At 67.6% G+C, this 15,777-nt stretch carries 17 protein-coding genes and 1 tRNA gene; 11 read left to right on the top strand and 7 right to left on the bottom strand.

Features of this window, described 5'->3' with window-relative positions:
• The first annotated feature begins 205 nt into the window (after positions 1 to 205).
• Entirely contained in the window at positions 206 to 1,285 is a 1,080-nt protein-coding gene (locus tag ABIC51_RS24340) for an NAD(P)H-dependent flavin oxidoreductase (RefSeq protein WP_354006662.1), read from the top strand.
• Positions 1,286 to 1,700: 415 nt separating this feature from the next.
• On the top strand, positions 1,701 to 2,843 hold the full coding sequence (locus tag ABIC51_RS24335; protein ID WP_059687857.1) for a branched-chain amino acid ABC transporter substrate-binding protein: 1,143 nt from the start codon (positions 1,701 to 1,703) through the stop codon (positions 2,841 to 2,843).
• Positions 2,844 to 2,947: 104 nt separating this feature from the next.
• Here the strand turns inward: ABIC51_RS24335 and ABIC51_RS24330 are convergent, their stop codons facing one another.
• The gene (locus tag ABIC51_RS24330; protein WP_226161551.1) at positions 2,948 to 4,165 is read right to left on the bottom strand and encodes an MFS transporter; all 1,218 of its coding nucleotides are present in this window, start codon (positions 4,163 to 4,165) and stop codon (positions 2,948 to 2,950) included.
• 245 nt (positions 4,166 to 4,410) lie between these two features.
• On the opposite strand from ABIC51_RS24330, the gene ABIC51_RS24325 reads away from it, so the two are divergent.
• The 3 genes from ABIC51_RS24325 to ABIC51_RS24315 all read left to right on the top strand — a co-directional run bounded on the left by ABIC51_RS24325 (position 4,411) and on the right by ABIC51_RS24315 (position 7,130).
• Positions 4,411 to 5,070, top strand: coding sequence for a HugZ family pyridoxamine 5'-phosphate oxidase (locus ABIC51_RS24325; protein WP_354006661.1), 660 nt, complete (start codon positions 4,411 to 4,413; stop codon positions 5,068 to 5,070).
• A gap of 365 nt (positions 5,071 to 5,435) precedes the next feature.
• Entirely contained in the window at positions 5,436 to 5,729 is a 294-nt protein-coding gene (locus ABIC51_RS24320) for an H-NS histone family protein (RefSeq protein WP_006491875.1), read from the top strand.
• A 243-nt stretch (positions 5,730 to 5,972) separates the two neighbouring features.
• Entirely contained in the window at positions 5,973 to 7,130 is a 1,158-nt protein-coding gene (locus tag ABIC51_RS24315) for a cation diffusion facilitator family transporter (RefSeq protein ID WP_027788626.1), read from the top strand.
• Between the two features lie 45 nt (positions 7,131 to 7,175).
• Here the strand turns inward: ABIC51_RS24315 and ABIC51_RS24310 are convergent, their stop codons facing one another.
• From ABIC51_RS24310 to ABIC51_RS24300, 3 genes are all read right to left on the bottom strand, one after another.
• Entirely contained in the window at positions 7,176 to 7,646 is a 471-nt protein-coding gene (locus ABIC51_RS24310) for an Lrp/AsnC family transcriptional regulator (RefSeq protein WP_006477376.1), read from the bottom strand.
• 79 nt (positions 7,647 to 7,725) lie between these two features.
• Entirely contained in the window at positions 7,726 to 8,385 is a 660-nt protein-coding gene (locus ABIC51_RS24305; protein WP_027788625.1) for a 3'-5' exonuclease family protein, read from the bottom strand.
• Positions 8,382 to 9,026, bottom strand: a complete 645-nt coding sequence (locus ABIC51_RS24300) for an MBL fold metallo-hydrolase (protein WP_027788624.1) — start codon at positions 9,024 to 9,026, stop codon at positions 8,382 to 8,384. Before ABIC51_RS24300 ends, ABIC51_RS24305 begins: the two co-directional genes overlap by 4 nt.
• A gap of 657 nt (positions 9,027 to 9,683) precedes the next feature.
• On the opposite strand from ABIC51_RS24300, the gene ABIC51_RS24295 reads away from it, so the two are divergent.
• Positions 9,684 to 10,295, top strand: coding sequence for a septal ring lytic transglycosylase RlpA family protein (locus ABIC51_RS24295; protein ID WP_027788623.1), 612 nt, complete (start codon positions 9,684 to 9,686; stop codon positions 10,293 to 10,295).
• Positions 10,296 to 10,403: 108 nt separating this feature from the next.
• Here ABIC51_RS24295 and rsmI read toward each other — a convergent pair whose 3' ends face one another.
• Entirely contained in the window at positions 10,404 to 11,285 is an 882-nt protein-coding gene (rsmI, locus tag ABIC51_RS24290) for a 16S rRNA (cytidine(1402)-2'-O)-methyltransferase (protein ID WP_027788622.1), read from the bottom strand.
• 46 nt (positions 11,286 to 11,331) lie between these two features.
• On the opposite strand from rsmI, the gene ABIC51_RS24285 reads away from it, so the two are divergent.
• The 5 genes from ABIC51_RS24285 to ABIC51_RS24265 all read left to right on the top strand — a co-directional run bounded on the left by ABIC51_RS24285 (position 11,332) and on the right by ABIC51_RS24265 (position 13,787).
• On the top strand, positions 11,332 to 11,760 hold the full coding sequence (locus ABIC51_RS24285) for a YraN family protein (RefSeq protein WP_226231087.1): 429 nt from the start codon (positions 11,332 to 11,334) through the stop codon (positions 11,758 to 11,760).
• 126 nt (positions 11,761 to 11,886) lie between these two features.
• Positions 11,887 to 12,471 (top strand): SIS domain-containing protein, encoded by a 585-nt coding sequence (locus ABIC51_RS24280; protein ID WP_124816010.1) that lies wholly within the window; start codon positions 11,887 to 11,889, stop codon positions 12,469 to 12,471.
• Between the two features lie 17 nt (positions 12,472 to 12,488).
• Positions 12,489 to 13,286 (top strand): BON domain-containing protein, encoded by a 798-nt coding sequence (locus ABIC51_RS24275; protein ID WP_354006660.1) that lies wholly within the window; start codon positions 12,489 to 12,491, stop codon positions 13,284 to 13,286.
• Entirely contained in the window at positions 13,283 to 13,645 is a 363-nt protein-coding gene (locus ABIC51_RS24270; protein ID WP_354006659.1) for a c-type cytochrome, read from the top strand. Before ABIC51_RS24275 ends, ABIC51_RS24270 begins: the two co-directional genes overlap by 4 nt.
• A 66-nt stretch (positions 13,646 to 13,711) precedes the next feature.
• A tRNA-Ala gene (locus ABIC51_RS24265) sits at positions 13,712 to 13,787 on the top strand.
• A 123-nt stretch (positions 13,788 to 13,910) separates the two neighbouring features.
• Here ABIC51_RS24265 and ABIC51_RS24260 read toward each other — a convergent pair.
• Together ABIC51_RS24260 and ABIC51_RS24255 are read right to left on the bottom strand one after the other, a co-directional pair.
• Positions 13,911 to 14,222 carry a hypothetical protein gene (locus ABIC51_RS24260; RefSeq protein ID WP_060174997.1) on the bottom strand — a complete coding sequence of 104 codons (312 nt, stop codon included), beginning with the start codon at positions 14,220 to 14,222 and terminating at the stop codon, positions 13,911 to 13,913.
• Between the two features lie 118 nt (positions 14,223 to 14,340).
• Positions 14,341 to 15,738, bottom strand: coding sequence for an enolase C-terminal domain-like protein (locus ABIC51_RS24255; RefSeq protein WP_059694510.1), 1,398 nt, complete (start codon positions 15,736 to 15,738; stop codon positions 14,341 to 14,343).
• Positions 15,739 to 15,777 lie beyond the last annotated feature (39 nt).

Below are 15,777 nucleotides of genomic sequence, written 5' to 3'. Positions count from 1 at the left end.
GTGACGGTGCAGGACGCGCCCCCCGGGGTGAGGGAGGCGGCCTCATGTGCCGCCGATCGTGTATCGGCGCAGGACACGTGCCTGCTTCTCGCGCAGCGATCGTTTCGATCTCGATTATTCATTTTTCGGCGCGGCGCCGCTTCGATAGAGTCGATGTGCCAGCCTTTACAAAGCGCTTTCGCGCATCGTCATCGAAGGATTCGCCATGTCTGCCCGCCTGTTTTCCACGCCCTTTTCCGAACGCTTCGGCCTGCGCGTGCCGCTCGTGCAGGCGCCGATGGTCGGCGCGACCACGGCCGCGATGGTCGCCGCCGCATCGAATGCCGGCGCGCTCGGCAGTCTCGGCGCCGCCGCGTTCGCGCCCGAGCGCATCGCGGGCGAAGTCGAAGCCATCCGCGCGGCGACCGCCCGCCCGTTCGCGATCAACCTGTTCGTGCTGCCGGACGCGACGCCCGACGCGGCGACCGTCGCGCGCGCGCTGGCCGCGATCGACCCGCTGAACGCGGCGCTCGGATTGCCGCCGGGCACCGCGCCCGCGCGCTACGCGCCGGATTTCCGTGCGCAACTCGATGCGCTGGTGGCGCTGCGCGTGCCCGTTGCCAGCTTCACGTTCGGCGTGCTCGACGCGGCCGACGTCGCGCGCCTGAAGGCCGCCGGCACCTACGTGATCGGCACGGCGACGCACGTGGCCGAGGGGCTCGCATGGCAGGCGGCCGGCGCCGACGCGTTGTCCGCGCAGGGCGCCGAGGCGGGCGGCCATCGCGGCACGTTCATCGGTTCCGCCGACGACGCGCTGATCGGCACGTTCGCGCTCGTGCCGCAACTGGTCGACGCGACGGGCCTGCCCGTGCTCGCCGCGGGCGGCATCATGGACGGCCGCGGGATCGCGGCCGCGCTTGCGCTCGGCGCACAGGGCGCGCAGCTCGGAACCGCGTTCCTCACCTGCACGGAAAGCGCGATCGCGGCGGACTGGAAAGCGCGCCTGCTCGCGAGCACCGATACGTCGACGCAGGTCACGCGCGCGATCACCGGCCGCCACGCGCGCGGGCTGCGCAATACGCTGATGGCGCGGCTCGGCGAGCGCGTGGCCGACGTCGCGCCGTACCCGGTGCAGAACGCGCTGACGCAGCCGCTGCGCCAGGCCGCCGCGCGCGCGAACGACGGCGACTACCTGTCGCTGTGGGCCGGGCAGGGCGCGCCGCTCGCGCGGCGGCGCGGCGATGCGCTGACGACGTCGCAGCTCGTCGCCGCGCTCGATGCCGAATGGCGTGCGGCGGCTGCCTGAATCGTTCATGCCGGACGACGAAACGCGCGCTGTCACGCGCGTTTCATTCAATGATCCCGGGCACAAAATACCGAATCGAAATGCCCCGGGAATGCGTTGAAGCGACCTTTCGGCGAAGCCTCGGGAATTAGCGGAAACCCTTATCCGGCGGGGCTTGCAGCGATATTCGAGTAGTCGTTCCAAAGTGCGCATATCGGTAGTGTTACCACTACCCCAAAAAAGTCCCACAAATTAATTTGATCACCTACACTTGCGCGCAAGTACGGACGGGCGGCCGCTAAAAGCGGCGGTTTTCACGTGCTTGAGGCCAAGTGCATGAACGATGCATCCGGCGAATCGTCCAGTGATTGCAAACACAGGGATGGCAGCGGGGCACCGGGCGATGGCGTTTTTTGGGACCGAACTGGAGACTTACATGAATATCAAGATGCAAAAGCTGTTGCCGATCACCGCCGCAGCGATGCTGTGCGCTGCAGCTGCAAGCAACGCGTCAGCCGATCAAGTCGTCAAGATCGGCCACGTCGCGCCGTTGACGGGCGGCATTGCACACCTGGGCAAGGACAACGAAAACGGCGCGCGTCTCGCCGTCGAGGAAATCAACGCGAAGGGTCTTACGGTCGGCGGCCAGAAGATCACGCTGCAACTCGACCCGCAGGATGACGCGGCCGACCCGCGGCAGGCCACGCAGGTTGCGCAGAAGCTCGTCGACGACAAGGTCGTCGCGGTGGTCGGCCACCTGAACTCGGGCACGTCGATCCCGGCCTCGAAGATCTACAGCGATGCGGGCATCGTGCAGATCTCGCCGTCGGCCACGAACCCGGCCTACACGCAGCAGGGCTTCAAGACCACGTACCGCGTGGTGGCCACCGATGCGCAGCAGGGCCCGGCACTCGCGAACTACGCGCACTCGAAGGGCATCAAGAGCGTGGCGGTGGTCGACGATTCGACCGCCTACGGCCAGGGTCTCGCGAACGAGTTCGAGAAGAAGGCGAAGGCGCTCGGCCTGAAGGTGATGTCGCATGACGCGACGAACGACAAGGCGGTCGACTTCCGCGCGATTCTGACCAAGATCAAGGGCGAGAACCCGGACGCGATCATGTACGGCGGCATGGACGCCACCGGCGGCCCGTTCGCGAAACAGGCGAAGCAGCTCGGCCTGCGCGCGAAGATCTTCGCGGGCGACGGCGTGTGCACGGAAAAGCTGGCCGACCTGGCCGGCGACGCGACCGACAACGTGGTGTGCTCGGAAGCCGGTGCCTCGCTCGAGAAGATGGCGGGCGGCGCGGCGTTCAAGGCGAAGTACGAGAAGCGTTTCGGCCAGCCGATCCAGATCTACGCACCGTTCACGTATGACGCCGTGTACATCATCGTCGACGCGATGAAGCGCTCGAACTCGACGGATCCGGCGAAGATCCTCGCCGCGATGCCGGCGACGAACTACTCGGGCGTGATCGGCACGACGACCTTCGACTCGAAGGGCGACCTGCAGCACGGCGTGATCTCGCTGTACAACTACAAGGGCGGCAAGAAGTCGCTGCTCGACGAAGTGAAGATGTAACGCAACAGGCGGTCAACAGAAGGGGTGAAAACGCGCATGCGGCAACGCATGCGCGTTTTCTTTTTGTTTCCCTTTGACCGTTCGGCGCGGCGAGCGCCGCACCGTCAGATCTTCAGGTGTGCGAGCACCTTCGGCGCGACCAGCGCGACGAGCGCCGCGCACAGCGCGACGACCGACAGGCCGATCGTCAGGTTCGCGGCCTGCGCGACCGCACCGATCACGACCGGGCCGAACAACAGCCCGAAATACGCGAGCCCCGCCACGTGCGCAAGCCCTTCGGCCGCGTGGATGCCTTTTACGCGCGCGGCGGCCGCGAACAGCACGGGCATCATGTTCGCGAGGCCGAGGCCCATCAGCGTGAAGCCGGTCAGCACCGCGACCGGGTTCGGCAGCAGCAGCGCGCCGATCATCCCCGCGCATGCGAGCGACGCGCTCGCGAATACGAGCTGCGGCGCGCCGAAGCGCGCGCGCACGGCGTCGCCCGCGAAGCGCGCGATGGCCATCCCGCCCGAGAATGCCGCATACGCGGCGCTCGCGAGCGCGGGGCTCGCCGCGACGACGTCGCGCATGTAGACCGTCGCCCAGTCGTACATCGCGCCTTCGGCGACCAGTGCGATCAGCGCGATGCCGCCGAGCATCCACAACGCGGGCGAGCGCCAGCGGTTGCCGCCGCCATGCGCGTGTTCGTGGTGCGGCACGTGCGGCAACACGGCCGGGCTGGCGGCCACGAGCACCGTGGCGCTCACGGCTGCCGCGAGCGCGAGATGCGCGACCGGCGCCATGCCGGCCGACAGCAGCGCGCCGCCGGCGGCCGCGCCCGCCATCCCGCCGATGCTGAACATCCCGTGCAGCGACGACATGATCGGCTTGCCGAGCGCGATCTCGACGGCGCTGGCCTCGGCGTTCATCGCGACGTCGAGCGTGGCCATCGAGAAACCGAACAGCGCGAGCACCGCGAGCAGCATCCAGTAGTCGGGCACGACGAGGATCAGCGCCGCGCACGCGGACATCACGAGCCCGCCGGCGAGGCACGCGGTGCGCGAGCCGACGCGGGTGATCCAGCGCGCGATGGTCAGCATCGCGGCGATCGAGCCGCCGGCGACCGCGAACAGCGCGATCGACAGCAGGCCGGGGCTCAGCGCGAACTTGTCGCGCACGGTCGGCACGTGCACGCCCCAGGACGCGTACATCATGCCGGCGACGAAGAACAGCGCCATCGACGCCGTGCGCGCGCGCTGGCGGGCCGGCAGCGGCAGCACGCGATGCGCGTCGGGCGGCGCGGCGAACGGGGAGGACGATTCGGGGGAGGAGGATTCGGACACGGAAAGGCTCGTCAAAGGAAATGCGCGGACGCACGCGGCGCCCGTCGGACCCGTCCGATTCTATCGAACCGCTTACGATCCTGCCGGGCGATGGCCGCTTGGCCGCTTGGCCGATGATCGGGCGGTCGTGGTGCCCGGTATTCGCCGCATTGGCCGTTCGGCCGATGCGCGGCGTAGCGCGCCCGCGGGTAACATCGAAGCGCATGGCGTGCCCGGCGCGCCGCCCTTCGACCGCAGGAGTCCTCTTGAACATCGATCCCGCTCTCGCCCTGCATCTGCTGCACCGCTGCGCGCTCGGCACGCTCGCCACCCATGCGCGCGATCCGCAGGGCTTCCCGTATCCGACGGTCGTTCCGTTTGCACCCGATGCAAGCCATCGTCCGGTGATCCTCGTGAGCGGCCTCGCGGAGCACACGCGCAACCTGGCCGCCGATCCGCGCGCGGGCTTCCTCGTCGTCGACGCGTCCGGCGGCGACGTGCTGAACGCCGAGCGCGCGACGCTGCTCGGCCGGTTCGTGCCGCTCGGCGACGATCCGCACGTCACCGCGCGCTACCTGCGCTACGAGCCGGACGCCGCGCGCTATCTGGCGCTCGGCGATTTCACGTTCTGGGCGCTCGACGTCGAGCGGCTGCGCTATATCGGCGGTTTCGGGCGCATGGGCTGGGTCGACGGCACGCATCTCGATGCGCTGCCGCCGCTCGCCTTGGACGAGGAACAGGCGTTATGGGACGCGTACGACGGCGGCGCGGCGCGCCGCGACGGGCTCGAATTGCTCGGCGTCGATCGTCACGGCGCCGACTGGCGACACGAAGGCCGCCATGTGCGCACGCCGTTCGATACGCCATTGGCCGACGTGGGCGCGTTGCGCGAGCGGCTGATTGCGTGCGCGCGGGATGTGACGTGACGCCGCGGTGCCGGCTTGTCCGCGGTTTGTCCGTTTAGCGTGCGGCGCCGTCCGATTTTCGTAAAACTGTCGTCCGATGAAAGCTTCTATTTTTCCGAATGCAGGGTAATTGCGTATGTTGATAGACCTAATAGCCAATGGCTAATGTCCTAATCTCTGTGTAGGAACGTAAAAATTTGAGAAAAGGCCGCGGCCGGTCAAAATGACACGAGTGAATTTCAATTGATCTCGGTATTTTCATGAATCTCGCTTCTATCAAATCTTTTTTGTGCTAATCTCTGCCTTCGAAAATCCGAGGCACATATATTTCATGAATGGTGAGCTGGCTGCAGACCGGCGCCATTAGTCAGATAGAAAGGGAAACTATGTCTTCTTACAAGGACCTGCTGGCCCAGCGGGAGAAGCTGGAGAAGCAAATCGAAGAAGCGAAGTCGCGTGAATACGCTGAAGTGCTGAATGACGTGAAGCAGAAAATTGCCGACTACGGCTTTTCGCTCGCCGAACTCGGTCTCAGCCGCGCGAAGGCAGGCAAGGTTGGCCGTCCGCGCGCTGGCGTCGCCGCGAAATACCGCGATCCGGAAACGGGCGCGACGTGGTCGGGCCGCGGCAAGCCGCCGCGCTGGATCGCGGGCAAGAACCGCGAACAGTTTGCGATTTAAACGTCTGTTTAAGTCGCCTGCGCTTCAAAAGAGCCGCGTGTCCGTTCAGGAGCGCGGCTTTTTTGTTTTCAGCGGCCGCCACGCGCATGGCGTTGTCATGGAAATGTAATAATCGAGGGTGCGAATGGGAATACGACCTGTTCGCATAAGCGATTGATTTGAATAAGAAATTTACGGGTATTGGCGGGATTCGCGGGGCGCCCTTGATAGAATTGGGTACCGCACACCGATATCTCATATTTCATGTCCACGTTTTCCGGCGACGCGCAGAGCGCAGATAAGCACGCGGTTGCACGCAAGAGTACGTTCGTCAGTATTGTGCTGAATGTCGTGCTTGCGACATTTCAGATCGTCGTCGGCACGATTGCGCATTCGCAAGCATTGATTGCCGACGGGGTGCATTCGATTTCCGATTTGATCTCGGATTTTGTCGTGCTGGTTGCGAATCGGCATAGCGGCGCATCGCCGGACGCCGACCACAATTACGGGCACAGCCGCTACGAGACCGTCGCGTCGCTGTTTCTCGGCGCAATCCTGATTGCAGTCGGCGTCGGCATGCTGTGGCGGGCCGGCGACCGTCTAGTTAATCTCGAAAACATTCCGGCGGTACATTTTTCCGCGCTGGTCGTCGCGCTGACGGTGCTCGTGTCGAAAGAGGCGCTGTTTCGCTACATGCTGCGCGAAGCGCGGCGCGTGCGCTCGGCGATGCTCGTCGCGAACGCGTGGCATGCGCGTTCGGATGCCGCTTCGTCGCTCGTCGTCGCGATCGGCATCGTCGGCAGCCTGGCCGGCGTGCGGCTGCTCGATCCGATCGCGGCGGCGATCGTCGGCTTCATGGTCGCGCGCATGGGCTGGACGTTCGGCTATGACGCGTTGCAGGATCTCTCCGACCGCGCGCTCGACACCACCGATACGGCCGAGATCCGCGCGCTGCTCGCCGCGACGCCGGGCGTGCGCGACGTGCACGACCTGCGCACGCGCAAGATGGGCGATGCGGCGCTCGTCGACGCGCACATCCTCGTCGATCCGATGATCTCCGTCTCCGAAGGGCATTACATCGCGGAAACCGCACGTGCACGCGTGCTGCGCGACCCGCGCGTGCTCGACGCGCTGATCCACGTCGACCCCGAGAACGACGCGGCGCGCCGTCCGGCGCTCGCGCTGCCGCCGCGCGGCGAGATCGCGGCGCGGCTCGAGGCCGCGCTCGCGCAGCGCGGGCTGCATGCGGCGGCGATCAACCTGCATTACCTGAGCACGGGGCTCGAGATCGACGTGACGCTTGCGTGCGATCCGCACGACACCGATGCGGCGCTGGCCGGCCGGCTCGACGCCGACGCGCTGAAGCGCGAGTTCGGCGCGCGCCGGATCGGCTTCACGCGCACGATGCCCGCGCAGGCGTGACCTGCCGCCGGCGGGCCGTGCGCGCGTGAGTGCGCGTGACAGCCGTTACAGCGGCAGCTGCGTGTCGAACTTGATCTCGCGCAGCACGACACTCGTGCGCACTTGCGACACGGCGGGGATCTTGAAGATGCGTTCGTGCAGGAACACGTCGTAGGCCTTGATGTCCGGCGCGACGATCTTGAGGATGTAATCGGCCTCGCCGGTCGTGCTGTAGCACTCGGTGACTTCCGGGCAGGTCGCGATCTCGCGCTCGAACTGCTCGACGCCGCCTTCGTTGTGGCGGGTCAGGTGCACGTGCGCGAGCGCGCAGACGTGCAGGCCGAGCTTCTCGCGATCGAGCAGCGCCGTGTAGCGCTGGATCACGCCCGACTGTTCCATGTCCTTTATGCGGCGCCAGCACGGCGTGCTCGACAGGCCGACCTGGTCGGAAATTTCCTGAACGGAACGGCGCGCGTCGAGCTGCAACAGGCGAAGGATTTTTTGCGAAAAGGAATCGAGCGTCACCTGCGCCTCCATGCGGCAGCAACAACATGCTGAATGTTAGAGGGCCGGGAAAGGAAAGGCAATCTGGCGTCGCGTTGCTGAGCGAGATTCGCTAATTTGCTCGCGGATCCGTGGGGTTTTGTCCCGCCCCCGCGTTTTCCGACCGATCGGTGTCCGATACCGCGAGGCCAGCGAGCGCGGCCTGCTGGCGGCGCAGGTCGGCGAGCATGTTGCAGAACAGCGCGCCTTGCTCGATCGCGTCGTCGAGCGCGACGTGCGTGTGCGGATGGTCGTCGAACCAGTGCTTCGGAAAACGCGGCTTGATCGCCTTGCGGTACGGCAGGCCCGTCATCGCGAACGCGAGCGTCTTGATGTCGAGCGCCGACCACGAGAACGGGCAGCGCCCGGCGAAGCGCATCATGTACCAGAACATGAACGTGAAATCGAAGCCGGCCGGCATCGCGACGAATACCGGCTTGCCGGGCAGCGCCTCGACCCAGTCGACGTACGCGACGAGCGCCGCCTCGGGCGCCTGCAGGTCGCGGCGGCACGCGGCCCATGCTTCTGGCTCGGTCTTCCACCACGCTTCCTGCACCGGGTGCGCCTGCGCGCCCGGCAGCGTCTCGAGGTTGGCCGAGAAGGTCGCGATCAGCTGCTTGTCCTCGGTATAGGCGGCCGACGCGAAGCTCAGCATCGAGTGCGGGCCGGGGATCGGGCCGTCGGCCTCGACGTCGGTGCTGACGTAGATTTCCGGGATGGCGGTCTGGTTCATCCGAATGCCTTGTCGGACACGAACGGGTTCGTGCGGCGCTCGTCGCCGAACGTCGACACCGGGCCGTGGCCCGGCACGAACGTCACGTCGTCGCCGAGCGGCCACAGCTTCTCCTTGATCGAGCGGACGAGATCCTCGTGATTGCCGCGCGGGAAATCGGTGCGGCCGATCGAGCCGGCGAACAGCACGTCGCCGACGATCGCGACGCGATGCGCGCGGCTGAAGAACACGACGTGGCCGGGCGTGTGGCCCGGGCAGTGATAGACCTCGAGCGTCTCGTCGCCGAACTGCACGGTGTCGCCGTCGTTCAGCCAGTGATCCGGCTCGAAGGTTTCGGCGGCCGGAAAGCCGAAGCGCTCGCTCTGCATCGGCAGCTTCTCGATCCAGAAGCGCTCTTCTTCCTGCGGCCCTTCGATCGGCACGCCGTAGTGCGTCGCGAGCGTCTTCGCGCCCGCGCAGTGATCGATGTGCCCGTGCGTGAGCAGCACCTTCTCGACCTGCACGTTCTGCCGCGCGACTTCCTGCTGGATCCGGTCGAGGTCGCCGCCCGGATCGACGACGGCGGCGCGGCCCGTCTTCTCGCAGACGAGCAGCGAGCAGTTCTGCTGGAACGGCGTGACCGGAATGAGCGTGACTTTCATGGAGGCACCGGCGGCTAAAAGGAGCGATTGTACCGGTCGCGCGTGCCGCTTGCCGGCCGCGCGACGCGCGTCGCGGTGCGCGCCTCCGGGCATTCCCGGAGCATGTCGATTGTTACAGCCATAGTGAGAATCAATGGTCCGCCGGCGGTGCTTTTCAGGACAGCGTTTTGATTTATGTATAATGCGCTCCATTGCGCGTGAGTTTCACGCCATTCGCTGGTGTTTCGGCCCCGTTAAAAAGGGGTGTCGGAAGCACCGTCAAGCATCAGCCGCCGGGGAGTCCGGCGGTGTATCCAGCACCGAGCATTCGGTGCTCACGTCTTGTCCGGCCGGGTGCTGCGCGCCCGCCTGCGGCCCTGCTGCCGCGCCGCCGGATGAGGCCTGTGCCGCCGTTCCTGTGCGTTGGTCGTTTCGACGCGCGCGAACGTGAAAGCCATGTTCGATGGCGGCATGTGGGGTCTGGTCAGGCTGTTGGGGACAGGTTGCGCCAGACGTGAAAGCTAATCAGGACGGTTGCGGCATAGACGAAAGCCGCGCCCATGCTAGCCGCCTGCTCGCATCCGAGCGGGGCGTGCACGCATTTGCCGTCCGGGCCGCGTGTCCGCGCTGTGAAGCGGCGTGACGAAGGAGCGGCCCGAACCAGAAGGCGACACGTCGATGAACGTACGATTTCCGACTCGTTTCGGGACCATTGCATTATTTTTCGCGTTGACGGGCTGCGCGGTGCCACCCAGCCAGACCACCGGAAGCGCGAACCAGAAGAACGCGGTCGACAAGACCGCCGGTGCCGCGAAGGCGGACAACGACAAGCAGCAACTGAATTTCGATTCCGCACTGGCGTCGATGCCGGCTGCCGACGCCAAGGACGCGAAGAAGTCGTCGCTGGCGGACGCCGAGCCGATCGACGGCAAGGATGTGTCCGACTTCCGCCAGACGGGCCGTGCATCGTGGTACGGGCGGGATTTCCACGGCCGCCGCACTGCGAACGGCGAACGCTTCAACATGAACGCGCTCACCGCCGCGCACCGCACGCTGCCGCTGTCGTCGTACATCAAGGTGACGAACGCGTCGTCCGGCAAGTGGGTCGTCGTGAAGGTCAACGATCGCGGGCCGTTCAAGCGCGGCCGCGTGCTCGACCTGTCGTATGCCGCTGCCAAGATGATCGGCCTCGTGCACGCCGGCACGGGCCGCGTGAAGATCGAAGGGCTGTCGCCGCAGGAAGCGCGCGAGGCACGCGACGAAATGCTCGCGTCGGTCTCGACGAAGTAACGCGGCGGATCGACCGCTCATGCAAAAGGGCTGCCCGAGGGCAGCCCTTTGTCTTTCCTGCACGGCGCGACGTCGGCACCGGTGTCCCGGTGCCGGCCGGCTCGCGCGTCAGCTTTCATCCTTCAGCGCGAGCGCACGCGCATACAGCGTGTTGCGCGACGCGCCCGTCAGCGCGGCCGCGAGCTTCGCCGCGCTTTTCACCGGCACCTCTTCCAGCAGCAGCCTGAGCAGCGCGTCGTGCGCGGTGTCGTCGGCTTCGCCGCTCGTCGCCGGCGCGCCTTCGACGACCAGCACGAATTCGCCGCGCTGCCGGTTCGCATCGCCGGCGAGCCACGTCTGTCCTTCGGCCAGGGTGCCCTGGAACAGCTGCTCGTGTAGCTTGGTGAGCTCGCGCGCGATCAGCAGCCGGCGCGCGGGGCCGAACGCATCCGCGAGCGCGGCGACGGTTTCGGCGATCCGGTGCGGCGCTTCGTAGAACACCAGCGCATACGGGTGCGATACCAGCGCCTGCAGCGCGGTCGCGCGCTGCCTGGCCTTCGGCGGCAGGAAGCCCGCGAACGTGAACGCGCCGGCCCAGTCGCCGGCCACGCTCAGCGCGGTCACCGCCGCGCTCGCGCCCGGCAGCGGGATCACCGCGAAGCCGGCGGCACGCACCGCGTCGACGAGCCGCGCGCCGGGGTCCGAGATGCCGGGCGTGCCGGCGTCCGATACGTAGGCCACGCGTTCGCCGCCGCGCAGCAGTTCGATCACGCGCTGCGCGGCTTCGCGTTCGTTGTGCTCGTGCACGGCGAGGAGCGGCTTCGACATCCCGTAGCGGGCGAGCAGCTGGCCCGTGTTGCGGGTGTCTTCGGCCGCGATGCGGTCGGCGAGGCCGAGCACGTGCAGCGCGCGCAGCGTGATGTCGGCGGTGTTGCCGATCGGCGTGGCGACCACGTAGAGCGCGGCTTCCGGGTAGTGCTGCGTTTGCGCGAGTTCGAGGAGGGCAGTCATGGCAGGCAATGCGCGCAATCGCGGCGCAAGCGGAACAAGGACGGCATTGTGCCACGCGGCGCCGGCGCGGCCGGGCGTCGGGCGCGGTTTGCCGCGCGCGGGCGACAACTTTTCCGGCGCGGCGCGATCCAGGCCGGTCGGCGCGGCGTTCGAGCAGCGTGCACGGCAGTTTCTCGAACGCCGCGGCCTCGTGTTCGTCGCGGCGAACGTGACGATGCGCGGCGGCGAGCTCGATCTCGTGATGCGCGAGGCCGACGGCATGCTCGTGTTCGTCGAGGTGCGCGCGCGGCGCAGCGTCCGGCATGGCGGCGCGGCCGCGAGCGTCGGCTGGCGCAAGCGGCGGCGCCTGGTGGCGGCCGCGCTCCAGTTCTGGGCGCGCCACGGCGCCGGTGCCGCGTGCCGCTTCGACGTCGTCGCGTTCGAGGCCGGGCGGCTCGAGTGGTTGCGCGACGCATTTCGTGCCGACGATGCGTAGCCGCGAGCTGTGACGAGATGTAAAGAGTTCTTGCCGGACCCCCGGAGAGCGTGCCGGAGTACGGTAAACTCGCCGCACCCACGATGTCGCGCGATGCGTGCCGCGCGCCCAGTTCACCAGGAATCGATGTCAGTCGAACGTATTCAGCAACATTTCCACGACAGCGCCGCGCTTCACGCCGAAGCGGCCGATGCACTGTCGCTGCCGATCGCAGCCGCGGTCGATGCGATGTTCGCCGCGCTGGCGAACGGCAACAAGATCGTCGCGTGTGGTGACGGCCCGTCGGCCGCCGCCGCGCACTACCTCGCCGTGTCGCTCGTCGGCGGCTTCGAGCGCGAGCGTCCGGGCCTGCCCGCGATCGCGCTGGCCACCGATGCGTCGCAGGGCGGCCTCGCGGGTGCGGTGTCCGCCGAGCAACTGTTCGCCCAGCAGGTGCGCGTGCTCGGCCAGACCGGCGACATCCTGCTGGTGCTCGATCCGGGCGGCGCGTCGCCGCGCGTGCTGGCGGCGATCGACGAAGCGCACGAGCGCGAGATGACCGTCGTCGCGCTGACGGGCGGCGACGGCCATGCAGTCGCGGCCGCGCTGTCCGACACCGATATTCCGATCAACGTGCCCGCCGTTCGTGCGGCGCGCGTCCACGAAGTCCATCTGCTGACCATCCACTGCCTGTGCGACGGCATCGACGCGATGCTGCTGGGTGAGGATTGAACGAAGGAGAGCCGTCGATGAATCAAAGCCGCGTCAAACAGACGCTCGTCAGAACCACGCTGCTCGCCGCGCTGACGGCGGGTCTCGCCGTGTCGCTGCAGGGTTGTGTGCTCGGGATCGTCGGCGCAGCGGCCGGCGGCGGCGCGCTGGTCGCGACCGACCGCCGTACGCTCGGCGCGCAGACGGAGGACCGGGAGATCCAGGTCAAGTCGCTGACGCAGATCAACAACGGGCTGCCCGACCAGTCGCACGTGAACGTCACAGTGTTCAACCGCCGCGTGCTGCTGACGGGCGAGGTGCCGAACGATGCATCGAAGCAGCGCGCCGAGGAAATCGTGCGCGGCATCAACAACGTGAACGGCATCGTCAACGAATTGTCGGTCGAGCCGGTGTCGTCGCTGTCGTCGCGCGCCAACGACTCGTACCTCGAGGGGCGCGTGAAGTCCGAGCTGATCGCGACGAAGGGCATCTCGGCGAACTACTACAAGGTGGTCAGCGAACGCGGCAACCTTTACCTGATGGGGCTCGTGACGGTCGACGAGGGCAATCGCGGCGCGGAAGCCGCCAGCCAGGTGCCCGGCGTCGAGAAGGTCGTGAAGGTGTTCCAGTACGTGAAGCCGCAGGACGCGCAGGCGCTGCAGGCGGCGTCGCCCGCGAGCGGCGCGTCCGGTGCGCAGGCCGCCGCGCCGACGGATACCGCGACGGTGGGCGCCGTGCCCGACGCGTCGGTGCAGTCCACGCCGCTGCAGCCGCCCGCGCCGATCTCGAATTCGTCGAGCGTGCACCCGGGCAACCCGAAGGCACCGTCGCAATGAAGAGCACGCAGATGAAGCAATTGAAACCGTGGATGATGCAGGGCGCCGCAGCCGCGGCGCTCGTGGCGGGCACGCTGGGCGCCGCGCACGCGGATGTCGGCGACGGCCTGAAGGTGGCGCGCGGCAATGCGTGCATGGGTTGCCACGCGGTCGACCGCAAGCTCGTCGGCCCGTCGTTCAAGGAAATCGCCGCCCGCTACAAGGCCGATCCGCAGGCCGTGGCAAAGCTGTCGAAGAAGGTGAAGGAGGGCGGCTCCGGCGTCTGGGGCGCGATTCCGATGCCGGCGCATCCGCGCATGAGCGACGCCGACGCGCGTTCGGTGGTCGAATGGGTCCTGGCTGGCGCGCCGTCAAAGTAAGGCATCGGGGGTGACTCAACCCCTATTGCCAAGCGCAGAAATGCGTGTGTATGATGGTCGACTGTTGGGGCGGTAGCTCAGCTGGGAGAGCGTCGCGTTCGCAATGCGAAGGTCGGGAGTTCGATCCTCCTCCGCTCCACCAACGGAATCCGAAAGGCCCGATCGCAAGATCGGGCCTTTTTGTTTTTGGGTTCGGCTGCGACGGTGGGCGTGGGCGGCACCGTCGGGTGCGCCGCTTTCGACGTGATGCGCAAACTCGCCGCGCCTAGGTCGCCAGCTCGTGAATGAACCTGAACGCCGGCACCGACAGCACGGCGAACCCCACCGTGATGGCCGCAAGGATCGCGATCCTCTTGCGCAGCAGCGCGAAGAGGGCGATCGACAGTCCGCAGAACACGCAGGTCAGAATGAGGACCCACCAGAGCGCGGCGTAGCCTGCACCGCCTTCGAAATTCGATACGTTCTGCGTGATCCGGGTCGCGGCATAACCAGCGACGGTCATGCTCGCGGGCAGGCACAGCACCGAATACAGCACGAAGACGATGATCTGCCGCGGTGTTGGGTCGGGAGACGTCATGGTGGGCGCTTCACGTTGGGTGGGAGGGGCGCCGAACCGTCCGCCAAGCGGGCCGGCTCAGGCAGCCGGCAGGATGCGGGCGTTTCCGGTGTTTGGCAACCACCGCCCACCGTCAGGCTCACCCCCGCCCGAAACTCGGCCGCTTCGGATCGTAAGTCCACCCCGGCACGAGATACCGCATCGCGACCGCGTCGTCGCGCGCCGTCCCGCCGACCGCGTTGTACAACGCATGCGCGGCCTCGACCTGCGCCATGTCGAGCTCGATCCCGAGCCCCGGCCGCTCCGGCACGGCCACCTTGCCGCCGACGATCGCGAGCGGCTCGCGCGTGAGCCGCGCGTCGCCTTCCTGCCAGATCCAGTGCGTGTCGATCGCGGTGATCGTGCCGGGCGCGGCCGCCGCCGCATGCGTGAACATCGCGAGCGACACGTCGAAGTGGTTGTTCGAATGCGAGCCCCACGTGAGCCCCCAGTCGCGGCACAGCTGCGCGAGCCGCACCGAGCCCTGCATCGTCCAGAAATGCGGATCGGCGAGCGGGATGTCGACCGCCTGCAGCCGCACCGCGTGATCCATCTGCCGCCAGTCGGTCGCGATCATGTTGGTCGCGGTCGGAATCCCCGTCGCACGGCGGAATTCGGCCATCACCTCGCGGCCCGAATAGCCGCCTTCCGGCCCGCACGGGTCCTCCGCATACGCAAGCAGGTGGCCTTGGCCGCGGCACAGCGCGACGGCCTCGTCGAGCGACCACGCGCCGTTCGGGTCGAGCGTCGCGCGTGCGTCGGGGAAGCGCGCCTTGATCGCGGCGATCGCTTCCATCTCGTCGGCGCCGGCCATCACGCCGCCCTTCAGCTTGAAATCGGCGAAGCCGTAACGCTCGACGGCGGCTTCCGCCTGACGCGCGATCGCGGCCGGCGTGAGCGCTTCCTCGTTGCGCAGCCGGAACCACGGGGCGCGCGCCTGCGCCTCGTCGCGATACGGCAGGTCGGTGCGGCCGCGGTCACCGATGTAGAACAGATAAGCGAGCATCGGCACCGCGTCGCGCTGCTGCCCTTCGCCGAGCAGCGCGGCGACGGGCACGTCGAGAAACTGCCCGAGCAGGTCGAGTAGCGCCGCCTCGATCGCGGTGATCACGTTGTCGAGCCGCAGGTTGATCTCGTGCGGCTGGCGCAGTACCGCCGCCTCGCCGGCCGACGTCACCTCGTGCCGGATCGTGCGGCCCGCGCCCGGGCCCGCGCCGGACAGCGCCGCGCGCACCGCGTTGAGGGTGGCCTGGTAGCGTCCGATCGACTGGCCGACCACGAGATCCGTCATGCGCTCGAGCGCGTGCCGGATGCCTTCGCCGCCCGGCACTTCGCCGACACCCGTGTGCCCGCTGCTGTCGTCGAGGATCACGAGGTTGCGCGTGAAGTACGGCGCGTGCGCGCCGCACAGGTTGAGCAGCATGCTGTCGCGGCCGGCAACGGGAATCACCCGCATGCGCGTGACGCGCGGGGTGCCGGCATGGCGGGATTCGGACATCGGTTCGCTCCTGGTTCCGGTGGTGCACGGGCCGCCGGC

Source organism: Burkholderia sp. 572 (assembly GCF_040545135.1).
Taxonomy (GTDB): Bacteria; Pseudomonadota; Gammaproteobacteria; order Burkholderiales; family Burkholderiaceae; genus Burkholderia; species Burkholderia cepacia.
The sequence above is the reverse complement of the archived record's forward strand: the minus strand, read 5'-3'. Positions and strand labels throughout refer to the sequence as shown.